The 16673-nt window shown below is 29.6% G+C and carries 14 protein-coding genes; 6 read left to right on the top strand and 8 right to left on the bottom strand.

The annotated features are described in order from the left end of the window. Positions 1 to 105: 105 nt before the first annotated feature. The 6 genes from ACFQ5N_RS09280 to ACFQ5N_RS09255 all read right to left on the bottom strand — a co-directional run bounded on the left by ACFQ5N_RS09280 (position 106) and on the right by ACFQ5N_RS09255 (position 7348). Positions 106 to 1377: an adenylosuccinate synthase gene (locus tag ACFQ5N_RS09280; RefSeq protein ID WP_386809218.1), complete on the bottom strand. Its 1272-nt coding sequence runs from the start codon at positions 1375 to 1377 to the stop codon at positions 106 to 108. Positions 1378 to 1390: 13 nt separating this feature from the next. Next, positions 1391 to 1834, bottom strand: a complete 444-nt coding sequence (locus ACFQ5N_RS09275; RefSeq protein WP_386809217.1) for a Fur family transcriptional regulator — start codon at positions 1832 to 1834, stop codon at positions 1391 to 1393. A 106-nt stretch (positions 1835 to 1940) separates the two neighbouring features. Then, on the bottom strand, positions 1941 to 4160 hold the full coding sequence (locus ACFQ5N_RS09270) for a RelA/SpoT family protein (protein WP_386809216.1): 2220 nt from the start codon (positions 4158 to 4160) through the stop codon (positions 1941 to 1943). A 44-nt stretch (positions 4161 to 4204) separates the two neighbouring features. Beyond that, positions 4205 to 5437, bottom strand: coding sequence for a M48 family metallopeptidase (locus ACFQ5N_RS09265; RefSeq protein WP_386809215.1), 1233 nt, complete (start codon positions 5435 to 5437; stop codon positions 4205 to 4207). A 9-nt stretch (positions 5438 to 5446) separates the two neighbouring features. Then, the gene (locus ACFQ5N_RS09260; RefSeq protein ID WP_386809214.1) at positions 5447 to 6250 is read right to left on the bottom strand and encodes a TrmH family RNA methyltransferase; all 804 of its coding nucleotides are present in this window, start codon (positions 6248 to 6250) and stop codon (positions 5447 to 5449) included. A gap of 24 nt (positions 6251 to 6274) precedes the next feature. Continuing rightward, positions 6275 to 7348 (bottom strand): DUF3810 domain-containing protein, encoded by a 1074-nt coding sequence (locus ACFQ5N_RS09255; RefSeq protein WP_386809213.1) that lies wholly within the window; start codon positions 7346 to 7348, stop codon positions 6275 to 6277. A gap of 261 nt (positions 7349 to 7609) precedes the next feature. Between ACFQ5N_RS09255 and dnaB the strand changes: the two genes are divergently transcribed. From dnaB to bshA, 5 genes are all read left to right on the top strand, one after another. Beyond that, positions 7610 to 9127 (top strand): replicative DNA helicase, encoded by a 1518-nt coding sequence (dnaB, locus tag ACFQ5N_RS09250; protein ID WP_386809212.1) that lies wholly within the window; start codon positions 7610 to 7612, stop codon positions 9125 to 9127. Positions 9128 to 9233: 106 nt separating this feature from the next. Next, positions 9234 to 10421 (top strand): asparagine synthetase B, encoded by a 1188-nt coding sequence (locus tag ACFQ5N_RS09245; RefSeq protein WP_386809716.1) that lies wholly within the window; start codon positions 9234 to 9236, stop codon positions 10419 to 10421. A 124-nt stretch (positions 10422 to 10545) separates the two neighbouring features. Continuing rightward, positions 10546 to 11859 carry a hypothetical protein gene (locus ACFQ5N_RS09240; protein ID WP_386809211.1) on the top strand — a complete coding sequence of 438 codons (1314 nt, stop codon included), beginning with the start codon at positions 10546 to 10548 and terminating at the stop codon, positions 11857 to 11859. Between the two features lie 140 nt (positions 11860 to 11999). Beyond that, positions 12000 to 12845 carry a transketolase gene (locus ACFQ5N_RS09235; RefSeq protein WP_386809210.1) on the top strand — a complete coding sequence of 282 codons (846 nt, stop codon included), beginning with the start codon at positions 12000 to 12002 and terminating at the stop codon, positions 12843 to 12845. Positions 12846 to 12999: 154 nt separating this feature from the next. Next, complete coding sequence (gene bshA / locus ACFQ5N_RS09230) at positions 13000 to 14133, top strand: N-acetyl-alpha-D-glucosaminyl L-malate synthase BshA (protein ID WP_386809209.1); 1134 nt, start codon at positions 13000 to 13002, stop codon at positions 14131 to 14133. Here bshA and aroB read toward each other — a convergent pair. Continuing rightward, positions 14130 to 15197 (bottom strand): 3-dehydroquinate synthase, encoded by a 1068-nt coding sequence (aroB, locus tag ACFQ5N_RS09225; protein ID WP_386809208.1) that lies wholly within the window; start codon positions 15195 to 15197, stop codon positions 14130 to 14132. The genes bshA and aroB overlap by 4 nt on opposite strands. A gap of 87 nt (positions 15198 to 15284) precedes the next feature. Here aroB and ACFQ5N_RS09220 point away from each other — a divergent pair, with 87 nt between their 5' ends. After that, complete coding sequence (locus ACFQ5N_RS09220) at positions 15285 to 16451, top strand: proline dehydrogenase family protein (protein ID WP_386809207.1); 1167 nt, start codon at positions 15285 to 15287, stop codon at positions 16449 to 16451. 40 nt (positions 16452 to 16491) lie between these two features. On the opposite strand, the gene ACFQ5N_RS09215 is transcribed toward ACFQ5N_RS09220, so the two are convergent. Further along, positions 16492 to 16623, bottom strand: a complete 132-nt coding sequence (locus tag ACFQ5N_RS09215; RefSeq protein ID WP_386809206.1) for a hypothetical protein — start codon at positions 16621 to 16623, stop codon at positions 16492 to 16494. Positions 16624 to 16673 lie beyond the last annotated feature (50 nt).

The raw sequence follows: 16673 nt of genomic DNA, 5'->3' as shown, positions 1-16673 counted from the left end.
TTTTTTCAAATTGCTATAATTTATTACAAATTAACGAAAAAGTTGATTGTAAATTATAAAATGATTGTAAAAAAAAAGCTTCAATTAATTGAAGCTTTTTTTAGTTTATCTTAATATTGTTTGCTTTCGATCAGGACCTACAGAAACAATTTTCACTGGAACTTCAACAAAATCTTCAATAAATTTAATGTAATCCAATAATGCTTTTGGAAGCGTGTCAACACTTGTCATTTGTGTTAAATCTTCTTCCCAACCATCTAATTCAGTATAAATAGGAGTTACGTTGTGTGCTTCAATATTGTAAGGTAAATGACTAACTTCTTCATTTTTATAGTTGTAAGAAGTACAAACGTTTAAAGTTTTAAAACCAGAAAGTACATCACCTTTCATCATCATTAATTGTGTTACACCATTAACTTGAACAGCGTATCTTAAAGCTACTAAATCTAACCAACCACAGCGTCTTGCTCTACCAGTTGTAGCACCAAACTCATGACCAACTTTAGACATTGTTTCACCAACTTCATCAAACAGTTCAGTAGGGAATGGGCCAGAACCAACTCTTGTAGTATAAGCTTTAAAAATTCCGAAAACTTCTCCTATTTTGTTTGGAGCAACACCTAAACCAGTACAAGCACCTGCAGCAGTAGTATTTGAAGATGTTACAAAAGGATATGTTCCAAAATCAATATCTAATAAAGAACCTTGTGCACCTTCAGCTAAAATTGTTTTTCCAGCTTTCATGGCACTATTTAAATACTCTTCACTATCAATAAATGTTAACTTTTTTAAGTCTTCAACAGCTTTAAAGAAATCAATTTCTAATTCATCTAAATCATATTCAATATCAGCTTCATAAAAGTCAATCATTTTAATGTGTTTAGCTGCTAAAGCCTTGTATTTGTCTTTCCAATCAGACAATTCAAGATCTCCAACACGCATTCCATTTCTTCCAGTTTTATCCATATAAGTTGGACCAATACCTTTTAAAGTAGAACCAATTTTGGCTTTTCCTTTTGAAGCTTCACTTGCAGCATCTAATAACCTGTGCGTAGGCAAAATTAAATGTGCTTTTCTTGAAATTAATAATTTAGATTTAAAATCTAAATTGAATTTTGCTAAATTGTCTATTTCTTTTTGAAAAATTACAGGGTCAATTACAACACCGTTTCCAACTACATTAATTGCAGTTTCATGAAAAATACCAGAAGGTATTGTGTGTAAAACGTGTTTGTGACCATCAAAAATTAATGTGTGACCTGCATTTGGACCACCTTGAAAACGTGCGATTATATCGTAATTAGAAGTAAGGACGTCTACAATTTTCCCTTTTCCTTCATCTCCCCATTGCAGTCCTAGTAATAAATTTACAGCCATTGCTTTATAAATGTTAGTTTTTGTTTTGTTTTTTTGTTCCGTAGAAATATAGTGAATGATTGTAGATGTCTATGTCAAACGTTTCCTCAATCGTTTTTTTAATTATTTGAACTCTTGGATCACAAAATTCAATAACTTCACCAGTATCTGTTAAAATAACGTGGTCATGTTGTTTGTCAAAATATGATTTTTCGTAATGTGCTTGATTTTGGCCAAATTGGTGTTTACGTACCAAACCAGATTCTAATAAAAGTTCAATAGTATTGTAGAGTGTAGCTCTACTAACTCTATAGTTTTTATTTTTCATTTGAATATACAATGATTCAATATCAAAATGGTGATCTAAATCATATATTTCTTGCAAAATTGCAAAACGTTCAGGTGTTTTTCTATGATTATTTGTTTCCAAATATTTCACAAAAACACTTTTAACAATTTTTTGATTATCGTTCCCCATAATTATGTATAAATAGAGTCATAAAACTATAAATGCAAAGTTAATTTTAATTTTTAATTAAACCTATGTTATAAATCATATTTATTAACTTTAATTGTGAATAAAGTTAATGTTTATAAATCCTATCAACTGTTTCAACACCATCAATTTTCTTCAAGTTATCACACAGTTTTTGAAGTTGTGATTTGTTTTTTACACTCACTGTTATTTTACCTTCAAATACGCCATCGTTACCTGAAATATTAAGCCCTTGAATATTAACACTCATATGTTTAGAGATTACTTCGGTAATTTCATTTACCATACCAACGTGATCAACTCCATATATTTTAATAATAGCTTTAAATTCTTGTTTGGTAGAATCTATCCATTTTGCTTTTAAAATTCTATAGGCATAGTTTGCTTGTAAACTAATTGCATTTGGGCAATCTTTTTTGTGTACTTTAATTCCGTCATTAATGGTAATAAATCCAAAAACTTTATCTCCAGGAATAGGGTTACAACATTTAGAAATTTTATAATCTAAACGTTCTTCTTCTTTTCCAAAAACTAGTGAATCATAATTTTCTGTTACTTCATCCTTATCAATATACGCCGGATTTTTTACAGATCTTTTAATTCTTGTTTTAAAGAAATTTACAAAAGCATTACTTCGTTTAGACATAAATTCTTTCAATTGATTGTTGTCAATTGAGCCAATTCCCATACGGTAAAATAGGTCTAAACTAGTTTTTAATTTAAAAAAGGTAACTAATTCATTCACCGTTTTTTCATCTAAATTTATTTTTAGATGTTTTAATTTACGAGCTAATATTTCTTTTCCTTCTTCAGCAATTTTCTTTTGATCTTCTTTAAGAGCGTTTTTAATTCTTGTTCTAGCTCTTGCTGTTACAACAAATTCAAGCCACCCAACATTAGGTTTTTGATTTTTTGCAGTAATAATATCTACTTGATCACCACTTTTTAGCTGATGACTAATTGGTTTTAACTTACCATTAATTTTTGCGCCTCTACAATTCATACCTACTTGTGTATGAATGGTAAATGCAAAATCTAGTGCTGTTGCATTTTTTGGTAAAGCTTTTAAATCACCGTTTGGAGTAAAAACAAATATTTCTTTAGAATATAAATTTAATTTAAAATCTTCAACGAAATCAATGGCATTTGAATCTGGACTTTCAAGTGTTTCTTTAATTTTGTTTAACCAATCATCTAATCCGTTTTCCCCTTCTTCTTTGTTTTTATATTTGTAATGTGCAGCGTATCCTTTTTCAGCTATTTCATCCATTCTTTCAGAACGAATTTGAACTTCAACCCATTTTCCTTGAGGTCCCATTACAGTAATATGAAGTGACTCATAACCTGTAGATTTAGGTTGTGAAATCCAATCACGTAACCTGCTTGGGTTTGGTCTAAAGTGGTCTGTTACAATAGAATAAATTTTCCAAGCATCAAATTTTTCAGCTTTTAAAGTAGATTCGTAAATAATACGAATAGCGAATTTATCGTAAATTTCATCATAGGTTACACCTTGAGAAAGCATTTTTTTTCGAATGGAATAAATAGACTTTCTTCTTCCTTTAATGGTGTATTTAAAATTTTCAGCATCCAATGTTTCTTGAATAATACTTGAAAATTTATCTATATAAATATTTTGCTCTTCTTTACTTTGCGACATTTTATCTAAAATGTCATTGTAAACATCAGGTTCAGTATATTTTAAACCAAGGTTTTCAAGTTCAGTTTTAATATTGTATAAACCTAATCTATGTGCTAAAGGCGCATAAATATAAAGTGTTTCTGAAGAGATTTTAATTTGTTTGTGATGTGGCATTGCATCCATAGTTTGCATATTGTGCAATCTATCAGCAATTTTTATTAAAATTACACGTACATCATCGTGCAAAGTTAAAAGCATTTTTCTAAAGTTTTCTGCTTGTATTGAAGCGTCTTGCTCTTTGTTTAAAAAAGATATTTTGGTAAGTCCACTAACAATTCTAGCTACATTTTCTCCAAACAATTGTTCAATATCTTCTATGGTATAATCAGTATCTTCAACTACGTCATGTAGTAAAGCAGACACAATAGAAGTAGTGTCTAAACCAATTTCATAAGCCACAATTTTAGCAACAGCAATAGGATGAAAAATATAAGGTTCACCTGATTTTCTGCGTTGACTGCTATGTGCTTCTAATGCAATATCAAAAGCTTTTCTTATTTCTTTTTTATCAGAGTCTGTAAAAGTTTGATAAGCACCTTTTAAAAGGTCTTTATACCTTCTTGCAATTTCTTTATTTTCTTCTTCTTGATTTAAATCGTACGCCATGAATTAAAAATACTATTTAAAATCTATTTAACAATAGTTATCAATTATTTTTTCAAATTTATGATTCTTTGCAATAAAGTAGGATGAGAATAATGAATTTTAACGTATAAAGCGTTTGGTGTTAAATTACTCAAACTATTTTTTGAAAGTTTTTTTAAAGATGAGATTAAAGGTTCAGCACCAAAATTATATTTTGCATAATCATCTGCTTGATATTCAAATTTACGAGACAATACATTCATAAATAAATTGGTAATTTCTGAAATAGGACTGTATAAAATTCCGAAAGCAATTAATCCAATATGAAAACTAGGAGTTTGTACACCTAATGCTTGTGAAAGTAGCTCACTTCCAACAAATAAAGATAAAATATAAAGTGTTAATCCAGTTAAAATTATGGATAATAGTAAATTGTAAATAATATGCTTCATTTTGTAATGACCAACTTCATGAGCTAAAACGGCAACAATTTCGTTTGTGTTTAAATCTTTAATTAAAGTGTCATATAAAGTAATTCTTTTTTGAGAACCAAAACCTGAAAAATATGCATTTGCTTTTGTAGAACGTTTAGAACCGTCAATTACAAAAATATTATCTAATTTGAAGCCAATTTTTTGAGCAAAATTTTCAATAGCTATTTTAAGTTCGCCATCTTCTAACGGGCTTTGCTTATTAAATAAAGGAACTATTAATTTTGAATAAAACATATTCATAAAAATGCTAAATGCTGTAACCAAAGCCCAAGCATACAACCAAAACGAAGTTGTTGTTAATTGATAAAACCAAGTGATTAAAGCTAAAATTCCTCCTCCAATGATAGCTAACATAAGCCAACCTTTCAATTTATCAAGAATAAATAATTTTTTAGTGGTTTTGTTAAAACCAAATTTTTCTTCAATTACAAATGTTTTATAATATGAAAAAGGTGTATTTATAATATCACTTGCAAATAGAATTATTCCAAAGAAAATAAGTGTAATAAGTAAAGTGTTATTTGTTATATTTTTTGCGATAGTATTAACAAATGCAAACCCATCAAAAATAAAAAATAGTAAGGTAGTTATAATTGAAAATGTACTAGTTATAACAGAAAATTGATAATTTGTTTTCTTATAATTTTGAGATTTCACATACTCTTCTTCATTGTAAATCCCATCTAACTCGGTTGGAATTTTATCATCAAAATGTTTGGCATTTAACGCGTCTAAATAGGTGTCAAATAAAAACTTAACAATAATTATAGCAATAAGAATATAAAAAATAATTTGAGCTGTCATGTTTTTATTTTATAAATTACGTTGTCTAATTGCTTCAAAAACAATAATTGCAGCACTTACGGAAACATTCATAGAGTCTATTGCCCCACGCATTGGAATAATAATATTTTTAGTAGTATTATTTAACCATTCATTGCTTAAACCTGTAGCCTCAGTACCCACAATAATGGCTGTTGCCTGCTTGTAGTCAATTGTTTGATATTCTACAGAAGCTGTTAAAGCGGCTCCGTACATTTGAATATTGTTTTCTTTTAAAAAATCAATAATTTCTGAAGTAGAACCTGTAGCAATAGTTGTTGTAAACACACAACCTACACTTGAACGAATAATATTTGGGTTGTAAAGGTCTGTTTTTGGGTTTGCTATAAAAACAGCATCAACACCAGCGGCATCAGCAGTTCTTAATAATGCACCAATATTCCCTGGTTTTTCTGGAGCTTCAGCAATTAAAATTAACGGAGTTTTATTTTTGAAGTTAATGTTATTTAATGCCAAATTTTTGCCTTTTGCAACCGCTAAAATTCCTTCGGTACTGTCTCGTAAAGCAATTTTTTTATATACATCGTTTGAAATTTCAATAATTTCAACTTCTGCAGGTAATAAGTTGCTTAAAGTTTCAAAATCATCTTCATAAATAATTGAAGAATCAGCTAAAATTGTGGTTATTTCATAATCACCATTTAAAGCCAATGTAATTTCACGTAAACCTTCAATAATAAAAGTGTTGGTTTTTTTTCGAAGACGCGATTTTTCTTTTAACTGAACCAGCTCTTTTACAAAAGAATTTTGTGGACTTGTAATTTGTTTAAACATTGTACAAAAATAAGATTTATAAAACTATAATTCTTCAGTTAGGTGATAATTTATTAAAAGCAATACAACTTTATTGTAACCATCAATTCCGTGTTGTTGCTTATTTGCTTTTAAATAAGAGTCGTAAAATATTTTAAAAAATTGTTCAGACCAATTTTGATACGATTTCCAAAAGTTTTGACTTCGTTGCATATCTTTTAAAACACCTTTATTTAATGTAGTTTTTAATTTTTCAAAAGTTTCTGGTTGTTTACGGTACACTTCAAACAAAGAATATCTTAAAGCCATTAAATAACCAGAGTATTTAAAATATACATTGTTAGAATTTGTTGTTGCTAAATACCCAACAAAATTAGCCTCCTTTTCTGAAGCAATTCCTAATTGGTGTGCAATTTCATGACACGTTGTTGCTGGGTAATTATTCTTAGGAATTAAATAGTTCACTTGCGCTTCATTGGTTAGTGGACTTACATAACCTGCAAAGCCCATATACGTTAAAGGAACACTAAATAATGAATGTTTTACAGCTGGGTTTATGTATGCAAACTGCGGCATTGTTTTCTGTAAATTATCATAAATGGAAGGCGCTTCTTTTTGTATTTCTTTTTTGGTTAAAGGATTTTCAACTAATAAACTGTCATTTGAAGTAATTAAACTTTGTACCTTGTTAATTTTAACAATAAGCTTTTCGGTAAATTCAATAAGTTCAGTGTCAGTATATTCTGTTTTGTTAAAATTTAACCGTTCAAATAAAGGTGTTCTAAAATAATTGAACCCCCAATTTAAATGAAATAGAAAAAAGAGAATAGACAATACAGCACCTGTTTTAAAAAATGTTTTTTTGAAACTTAATTTTCTGGTTTTAATAGCAATGTAAATAGATTTTAATATGAATATAATTAAAAATGCATATAAAACATCTCCAACAGAAAATGGTAATCTTCCTAAAATTAATCGTAATGATTTTGAAATAAAAATATAAAGACCGTTAGAGTAATATTGCTCAACAAAAGTAGGGTGTTGCGCAATAATTTGTACAAAAGCCCATTGTATTATTAAAAAAACAGTTAATACTTTATACGATTTTTCAAATTTCATCTTCCAAAAATATGAAATTATTAAGAGTAATTCGCGATTAAATAGTTATTAACAAAAAAGGAACTTGTTAACAACATTTGTGTACAACTAAAGTTCTAAAAAAGTGGTTAAAACTGTGTTTTAAAAATTACTTTTGTTTACTTAAAAAAACATAATTCTTATTGTTTTTCTAAACAATATGTTTTTATATTGCAACAAAAATTTACGATTTTACATCAAAAATCAAGAGTCTAATAAACAACCATTTATAAAGTTAATTGAGTGAAGAATTTACAGCCAACACCCGCAAAAAAGTTTAAAAAAAGTTCAGTAATAAGTCTTGAGAAGGGGAAATTACCACCTCAAGCTATGGATTTGGAAGAAGCTGTTTTGGGTGCAATGATGATTGATAAAAAAGGGGTAGATGATGTGATTGATATTATTCACCCTGAAGTATTTTATAAAGAAGCTCACCAATTAATTTATGAAGCTATTTACGCTTTGTTTCAAAATACGGAACCTATTGATTTACTTTCTGTTTCAAATCAATTAAGAAGTAGCGGAAATTTAGAAGCCGCTGGTGGCGATTTCTATTTGGTTGGATTAACGCAAAAAGTATCATCATCTGCACATATTGAATTTCACGCCCGAATTATTCTTCAAAAATTTATTCAAAGAAAATTGATTTCAATTTCTTCTGAAATTATTGAAGAAGCATATGATGAAACAATGGATGTTTTTGATTTGTTAGACAATGCCGAAACAAAACTTTTTGAAGTAACACAAGGAAACTTAAAAAAAGGATCTGAAGATGCTGAAGGTTTGGTTAACCAAGCGATTAAAAAAATTCAAGAAATTTCTAATAAAAGTGGAATGAGTGGTGTTGCTACTGGTTTTACACGTTTAGATGAATTAACCTCTGGATGGCAACCTTCAGATTTAGTTATTTTAGCTGCTCGTCCTGGTATGGGAAAAACTGCATTTGTAATGTCTATGGCGAAAAATATGGCTATTGATTTTGGAACACCAGCTGCAATTTTTTCATTAGAGATGTCATCAGTTCAATTAATTACGCGTATGATTTCTAGTGAAACCGGAATTTCTTCGGGGAAATTAAGAAAAGGTAACCTAGAGCCTCATGAATGGGAACAGTTAAATGTGAAAGTTAAAAACTTATCAAAAGCACCAATTTTTATTGATGATACACCTTCATTATCAATTTTTGATTTACGTGCAAAAGCACGTCGTTTAGCTTCTCAACACGGAATTAAAATTATAATTATTGATTATTTACAATTAATGACTGCAGGTGGTTCTACAGGAGGAAATCGTGAACAAGAAATTTCTATGATTTCTAGAAACTTAAAAGCCTTAGCTAAAGAATTATCTATACCAGTAATTGCACTTTCTCAGTTATCTCGTGCGGTTGAAACACGTGGAGGAAGTAAAAGACCGTTACTATCAGATTTACGTGAATCTGGTGCAATTGAACAAGATGCAGATATTGTTTCGTTTATATTTAGACCAGAATATTATGGATTAACTGAATGGGATGATGATGAACATTCTCCTTGTGAAGGGCAAGCAGAATTTATTGTTGCAAAACATAGAAATGGAGGACTAGAAAATATTCGTTTAAAATTTACTGGGCATTTAGCACAGTTTAGTAATTTAGATGAAGATATGGGGAATGAATTTCAATCAAAAATGAATGTAATTCCTGAAAGTAGTATTCCTAGTAGTGCACAAGATGCCTTTGGAGTTCCAGATAATTTAGATGATGGTGATGTTCCTTTTTAAAAACATTAAATACAAATTAACAATACAACCAATACTAAAATACGTGTTGTTTGCATTTTTTTGTTTGATTTCAAATTCAATTTTTGCGTCATTTATTTTAATTCCAATGGATGATGTTACCCAAACCAACCATTTAAAAGCTTACGGAATTACATATTGGTCTTTGGAAAAAGGCAATAAAGCAAAATGGTTGTTAAACTATGAAGGTGGTTCTTTTTTATTAGAGGATAATGAAGCTACACGTAATGAGTGTAAAGTTAGAGGTGTTACATTTCATGTAATTTCAGATACTCAAGCCGCACAAATTTTAAGTGAAATTAGCAGTCCTTCTAAAAATATGGAAGCGGTTGTTTTAGAAAAAGCACCAAAAATTGCAGTGTATTCTCCTAAAGGAAAAATGCCTTGGGATGACGCGGTTACTCTTGTTTTAACATATGCTGAAATTCCTTTTGATGTAATTTATGATGAAGAAGTATTAAATGAAAAATTACTTTTATATGAATGGCTGCATTTACATCATGAAGATTTTACTGGTCAATATGGAAAATTTTATGGCGCTTATAGAATGGCTCCTTGGTATATTGAACAAAAAAAAGATGCTGAAACTTTAGCCACTAAATTAGGGTATTCAAAAGTGTCACAGCAAAAATTAGCAGTTTCTAAAAAAATTAGAGATTTTGTAGTTGGAGGCGGATTTATGTTTGCAATGTGTTCAGCAACCGATAGTTTTGATATAGCACTCTCTGCTGAAGGTGTAGATATTTGTGAACCTATGTTTGACGGAGATCCATCAGAAAAAGAATATCAATCTAAAATTGATTATAGTAAAACATTTGCTTTTAAAGATTATACGTTGGTTAAAAACCCAAGAGAATATGAGTTTTCATCAATTGATATGACACGCAAAAGAACGAGCATAAAACGTACTTCAGATTATTTTTCGCTAAAAGAATATTCAGCAAAATGGGATCCTATTCCTACTATGTTATGCCAAAATCATACCTTATTAATAAAAGGTTTTATGGGGCAAACTACCTCTTTTGATAGAGATGCCATTAAATCTAATGTGTTAGTAATGGGAGAAATTAAATCAAATAGAGAAGCGCGTTATATTCATGGTGTAAAAGGGAAAGGAATGTTTACATTTTATGGAGGGCACGATCCAGAAGATTACCAACACAGAGTAGGAGATCCTAAAACTGAATTAGATTTACACCCTAATTCTCCTGGTTACAGGTTAATTTTAAATAATGTTTTATTTCCTGCCGCTAAAAAGAAAAAGCAAAAAACATAATAAACAGAAGGTTTTTCAAGGTAAACAGCTTACTTTATTTAATGAATGGTAATTTTAATTGTTTAATTGTTTAAAATTTTGTACTTTCGATACAAGATATTATAAATTTTTAAACCCTTATATCATGAAAAAATATCTATTCCTTTTTAGTTTTTTACTTTTATTATGTTCGTGTGAGAATGAAACTGATGTTCTTACAGATGATACAATTGATCCAGATTTAATTTGTGAAGATTGTGATATTGATATAGTAAAAGATTCAAATCGTTTAACCCAATACAATCAAACAGTTACTCTTTCTCAACGTGGAGTTAAATCAAAAAATACTACTTCAAAAGTTGAAGATATTTCATTAATACTTAAAGCTAAATTAGCACCTTTGTATATTACTCATGAAGAGCAGGAGGTTATGTTAAACGCAAACCATGTATCAGTATATGGAAAAAAAATTGCAGCATCATATAGTTTAGCAGGGGAACCATATTCAGGAGCAGTTGATATATTATATGATAGTGGAGAACTAGTTAATTTACAAGGTACTTTATTATTACCTCACAGAGATATTGATGCTGTAAGCTTATTTGATTCAAGCAACTTATTTTTAGGAGGAGGGTTTGATGCAACAGAGTTTTATGGTGGTGATCATCCTTCTTTTTTCGCAGGATATGAATTTAAATACAATGAAAAATCTGATATGCTTAGTTTACAAGAAAATCAAGTTTTTCATTCTGTTTTTGGAAATAAATTAAGAAATATAAAATCTGATAAATCAATAATTACTGGTTCAGGTGGAGGAAATTCTGGAGTGATTTTTGCATTTGATGAAAATACGGAAACTTTAATTTTAAATGAATCAAATGAAACTAATGGGTTATATATTTTAGATACTTCAATTGAAAAAAGAGATGGTTTATATTATTTTGTTGCAATAGCTTATAATGATTCAACAAAAGAATTAAAAGCATTTTCTTATTTAATATCTATTGAAACAAATATAATGACCTTAAATTATGAAGTTAGTTTAGGTATTTTTGATTTAAATGTTGAAGCTAAACATAGTCTGGTATTACCAAGAAAAGATGTTCTTGTAGTAAGTCTAGGAAGTGAAGGAATGGGTATTTATAAAGTTACAACTAGTGATGATAAAGCTACAGCAACTTTAAAGCATCAACTAAAAGAAGAAATTTTAGATACTAGTGAGCCAAATCATGTTGTAAATTCTATTGTTTATCATGCAGATATGTTTTATGTAGCTGCAGGTGGTGCAGGAATTTATATTATTCCATATGTTACAACAGATGTTAAATTTGATGAAAACTTTTATCATGTAGATTCTGACCCAGGTATTTCCATCAATAATATTGGTAGGAGTGATGATGAATTGGTGGTCGCTACAACTGAAGGAATAAGTATTTATCAAACCAATGGAATAGATTAAATTTAAAAGCTTTTTATATTTATAAAAGATAATCATATTAAAATATGATTATCTTTTTTTTAAGCCAAAGAATTAATTGAATTTTATTGCCTAATTATTTAAAATAGCTATTTTTACCACTTCAAATAAAACTATAGATAATGTCAACTACACAAGAATTAAAAGATTTTGCACAACAAGTTAGAAGAGATATTGTACGTATGGTGCACGCAGTAAATTCTGGTCACCCAGGAGGTTCATTAGGATGTAATGAATTTTTAACTGTTCTTTATCAAGATGTAATGAAACACTCCTCTAATTTTACAATGGACGGTAAAAACGAAGATTTATTCTTTTTATCAAACGGGCATATTTCACCTGTTTTTTATAGTGTTTTGGCAAGAAGTGGTTATTTTCCAGTAGAAGAATTAGCAACTTTTAGAAAGTTAAATACACGTTTACAAGGGCACCCAACTACTCATGAAGGTTTACCAGGTATTCGTATGGCTTCAGGATCTTTAGGACAAGGAATGAGTGTTGCAATTGGTGCTGCGCAAGCTAAAAAACTGAATGGAGATGACAGATTTGTATATGCTTTGCTTGGTGATGGTGAGTTACAAGAAGGTCAAAATTGGGAAGCAATTATGTATGCTGCAGGTAAAAAAGTTGATAACTTAATTGCAACGGTTGATTATAATGGTCAGCAAATTGATGGTTCTACAGATCACGTACTTCCTTTAGGAGATTTGAAAGCTAAATTTGAAGCTTTTGGATGGATTGTTTTAGAAGAAGAAAAAGGAAATGATATTGAAAGTATTCAAAAAGTATTGGCTGAAGCAAAATCATTAGCAGGAAACGGAAAACCAGTTTGTATTTTATTAAAAACAGAAATGGGTAACGGAATTGATTTTATGATGCATACGCACGCTTGGCACGGAAAAGCGCCAAATGATGCACAATTAGAAGATGCTTTAAATCAAAACCCTGCAACTTTAGGAGATTATTAGTAAAAACACTTTAGTTTTTATACATACATTACAAAACCTCTTTTCTTAATTTTGAAAGAGGTTTTTTTGTGATTATTTTATCATAACGAATAAGTTTAATTGTAAGAATAAATTTATATTTACGACTGTTCACAAAACATTTTAATCTTTATAAATGAAAATAGGAATTGTTTGTTATCCAACTTTTGGAGGAAGCGGAGTAGTAGCTACAGAATTAGGAATGGCATTGGCTCAAGAAGGACATCATGTTCATTTTATTACGTACAAACAACCTGTACGATTAGATTTTATTTCAAATGACATTCATTTTCATGAAGTTTTTGTTGAAGAATATCCTCTCTTTCATTTTCAACCGTATGAGTTAGCTTTATCAAGTAAAATGGTTGAAGTTGTTGAAATGTATAATTTAGATATTTTACACGTTCATTACGCAATACCACACGCATATGCCGCTTATATGGCAAAACAAATGCTCAAAGAAAAAGGAATTGATATAAAAGTGGTTACTACTTTACATGGAACAGATATTACTTTAGTTGGAAGTCATCCAAACTATAAAACAGCTGTAGAATTTAGTATTAATAATTCTGATGTGGTCACAACAGTTTCTGAAAGTTTAAAGAAAGATACGTTGCGTTTGTTTACTATTAAAAAAGAGATTCATGTAATTCATAATTTCATAGATTTTGAAAAGTACCCTGAAATTCATGCAGAAGAGTGTAAACGTAATACAATTGCAAATGATAATGAACGTATTATAACACACATTAGTAATTTAAGGCCTGTAAAAAGAGCTACTGATGTGATGGATATTTTTTATAAAATTCAAAAAGAAATTCCTTCAAAATTATTATTAGTTGGAGAAGGCCCTGATAGAGAAACTATTGAGTGCCAAGCAAAAAAACTTGGTATATTAGATAGAGTTTTATTTTTAGGAAATAGCAATGAAGTAAATAAACTATTGTGCTATTCCGATTTGTTTTTATTACCCTCAGAAACAGAAAGTTTTGGTTTGGCAGCTTTAGAAGCTATGGCAGCTAGAACTCCTGTAATATCAACAAATTCTGGTGGCTTACCTGAAGTAAATATTGAAGGTGTAACAGGTTTTTTAAGCAACGTTGGAGATACCGATGATATGGCTAAAAATGGGATATTTATTTTAAAAGACTTAGAAAGACTTCAAGAATTTAAACAACATGCTTTGGAACAAGCAAAACGTTTTAGTTTACAAAACGTTTTACCTGCATACCAAGAAGTTTACCGAAAAGTTTCTAAAAATTGTTATTAAGAATTGTAGTAATTTAACGCTTCAATTAACAACGCTTTGTCAACTTTACAATCAAATTTGTATTTTTCGTAATTGCTTAGTAACACAAAGTTTACTTGACCGCCAACATTCTTTTTATCGTGGATTAAAAGTTCTAAAATAGCGTCGTAATCTTTAGTGTCAATTTGAACTTTATTATAAATTTTAAGACATTCATCTTTTATTAATGCTACTTCATTTAAAGGAAAACCTAAAAGTTTTTCAGAAATAAAACACTCTGTAATCATACCTATAGCAATGGCTTCACCGTGAGTAAGTTTTTCTTTTTCTTCTGATTCTAAGAAATATGATTCAACCGCATGACCTAATGTATGTCCAAAATTCAATACTTTACGTAAACCACCTTCTTTTGGATCTTCAGTAACCACTTCATTTTTAATTTCTATAGAACGATGAATTAGTGTGCTAATATTTTCAAGTGAAAGTGTGTTGAAATTTTTAATTTTCTCCCAAATAGTAACATCATAAGTTAATCCGTACTTAATAATTTCTGCAAGTCCAGATCTTATTTCTCTTTCAGGAACAGTTGCTAAATATTGCGTGTCAATTAGCACCATTTCAGGGTCAGAAAATAAACCAATTTGATTTTTTAAAACACCTAAATCAACACCTGTTTTACCACCAACTGAAGCATCAACCATACTTAAAAGTGTTGTAGGAATATTCACAAATGAAATTCCTCTTTTAAAAGTTGAAGCTACAAAACCTCCTAAATCTGTAATAACTCCACCACCTAAATTAATTAACAAGCTTTTTCTATCGGCACCAAGTTCAGTTAATGCTTGCCAAACACCTGTACAAGTATCTAAATTTTTGTTTTCTTCGCCTGCTTCTATTTCAATAATTTCTATCTCTTTAATTGTTTCAATAGTTTGTAATAAAATAGGCAAGCAATTTTCATTTGTGTTTTCATCTACTAAAATAAATATTTTTGAAGGATTAGATTTTGCTATATATGCGTTCAATTTCATATAAGCATCTTCTTGAAAATTCACATAGTAGTTATTGGATAATATAGGCTGCATTTTGGATAATATTTTTGTGCAAATTAAGGGTAAAAAAATGAAAAAATAAACTGTTTGTAATTATCTTTGTTAAAAGACAATTTAACAATGGAGAAAATATTTAACAATACAGAGGTTGCCTTTGAAGTAAAAACAGATTCAGAGATAGATAGAGCCTTTTATTTGTTTGAAATGATTAAGCGTGAGCCTTTAGTAAAAATAGGCACTGCAATGACTAAATTTGCACTAAAAACACATTTACCTGTTGAAGGATTAATAAGATCTACAGTGTTTGATCATTTTTGTGGCGGTGTAACTGAAATTGACTGCATGCCGGTAATTGAAAAAATGTTTACAAAGCGAGTACACTCAGTATTAGATTATTCTGCAGAAGGAAAAGAAGATGAGGCGCAGTTTGATTTAACTATGGAAAAAACACTAAACAATATAAAGTTTGGTAAAGAAAAAGAAAGTGTTCCGTTTGCAGTATTTAAACCTACAGGTTTTGGACGATTAGAAATTTATAGAAAACTAACAGAAGGAGAGCCTTTAAATGCAAGTGAACAAACCGAATGGGAACGTATTAAAGAACGTTATGATATTGTTTCTAAAGCTGCATATGATAGAGATGTACCTTTATTAATTGATGCTGAAGAAACTTGGATGCAAACAGCTGCCGATGATTTAATAGAAGAAATGATGGCAAAGTACAATACTGAAAAAGTAATTATTTTTGGTACGTTACAGTTGTATCGTTGGGATAGATTAGATTATTTAAAAAAATTGCATCAAAGAGCAAAAGAGCAAGGCTTTAAAATAGGAATGAAATTGGTTCGTGGTGCGTATATGGAAAAAGAACGTGAACGTGCAGAAGAGAAAGGCTATAAAGACCCGATTTGTGTTGATAAAGCAGCAACCGATAAAATGTTTAATGATGTGCTAACTTATATGTTTAGAAACATTGATGATATGGCTGTTTTTGCGGGTACGCACAACGAAGAAAGCTCTTATTTATTAATGGATTTGTTAGCAAAATCTGGTGTTGATAAAAATGATAAACGAATTTGGTTTGGGCAGTTATATGGTATGAGTGATCATATTAGTTACAATTTATCTAAAAACGGATATAACGTAGCTAAATACTTACCATACGGCCCAGTAAGAGATGTAATGCCTTACTTAATTAGAAGGGCTGAAGAAAATACTTCTGTTGCAGGACAAACAAGTAGAGAACTACAGCTTTTAAAGCGAGAGCGTGAAAGACGTAAGGTTTAAAAATATATTATAAAAGGTACTGTTTTCACAGTACCTTTTTTTATTTCTTTTTTCCTGTACCTAAAAATAACAGCAACATAACTATTAAACCAATAAAAACAAGCAACATAAAAATTGCTCCAATAATTCCCCAATTCCAATTAAATAATGCAATACTATTTGTTAAATTCATAATAATTAATTTTACACAAACTTAATTAGTTGAAAATTAATTTTTTATGA

The organism is Lutibacter holmesii, from assembly GCF_042679665.1.
Lineage (GTDB): Bacteria > Bacteroidota > Bacteroidia > Flavobacteriales > Flavobacteriaceae > Lutibacter > Lutibacter holmesii.
This window is presented reverse-complemented; position numbering and strand designations above follow the sequence as displayed.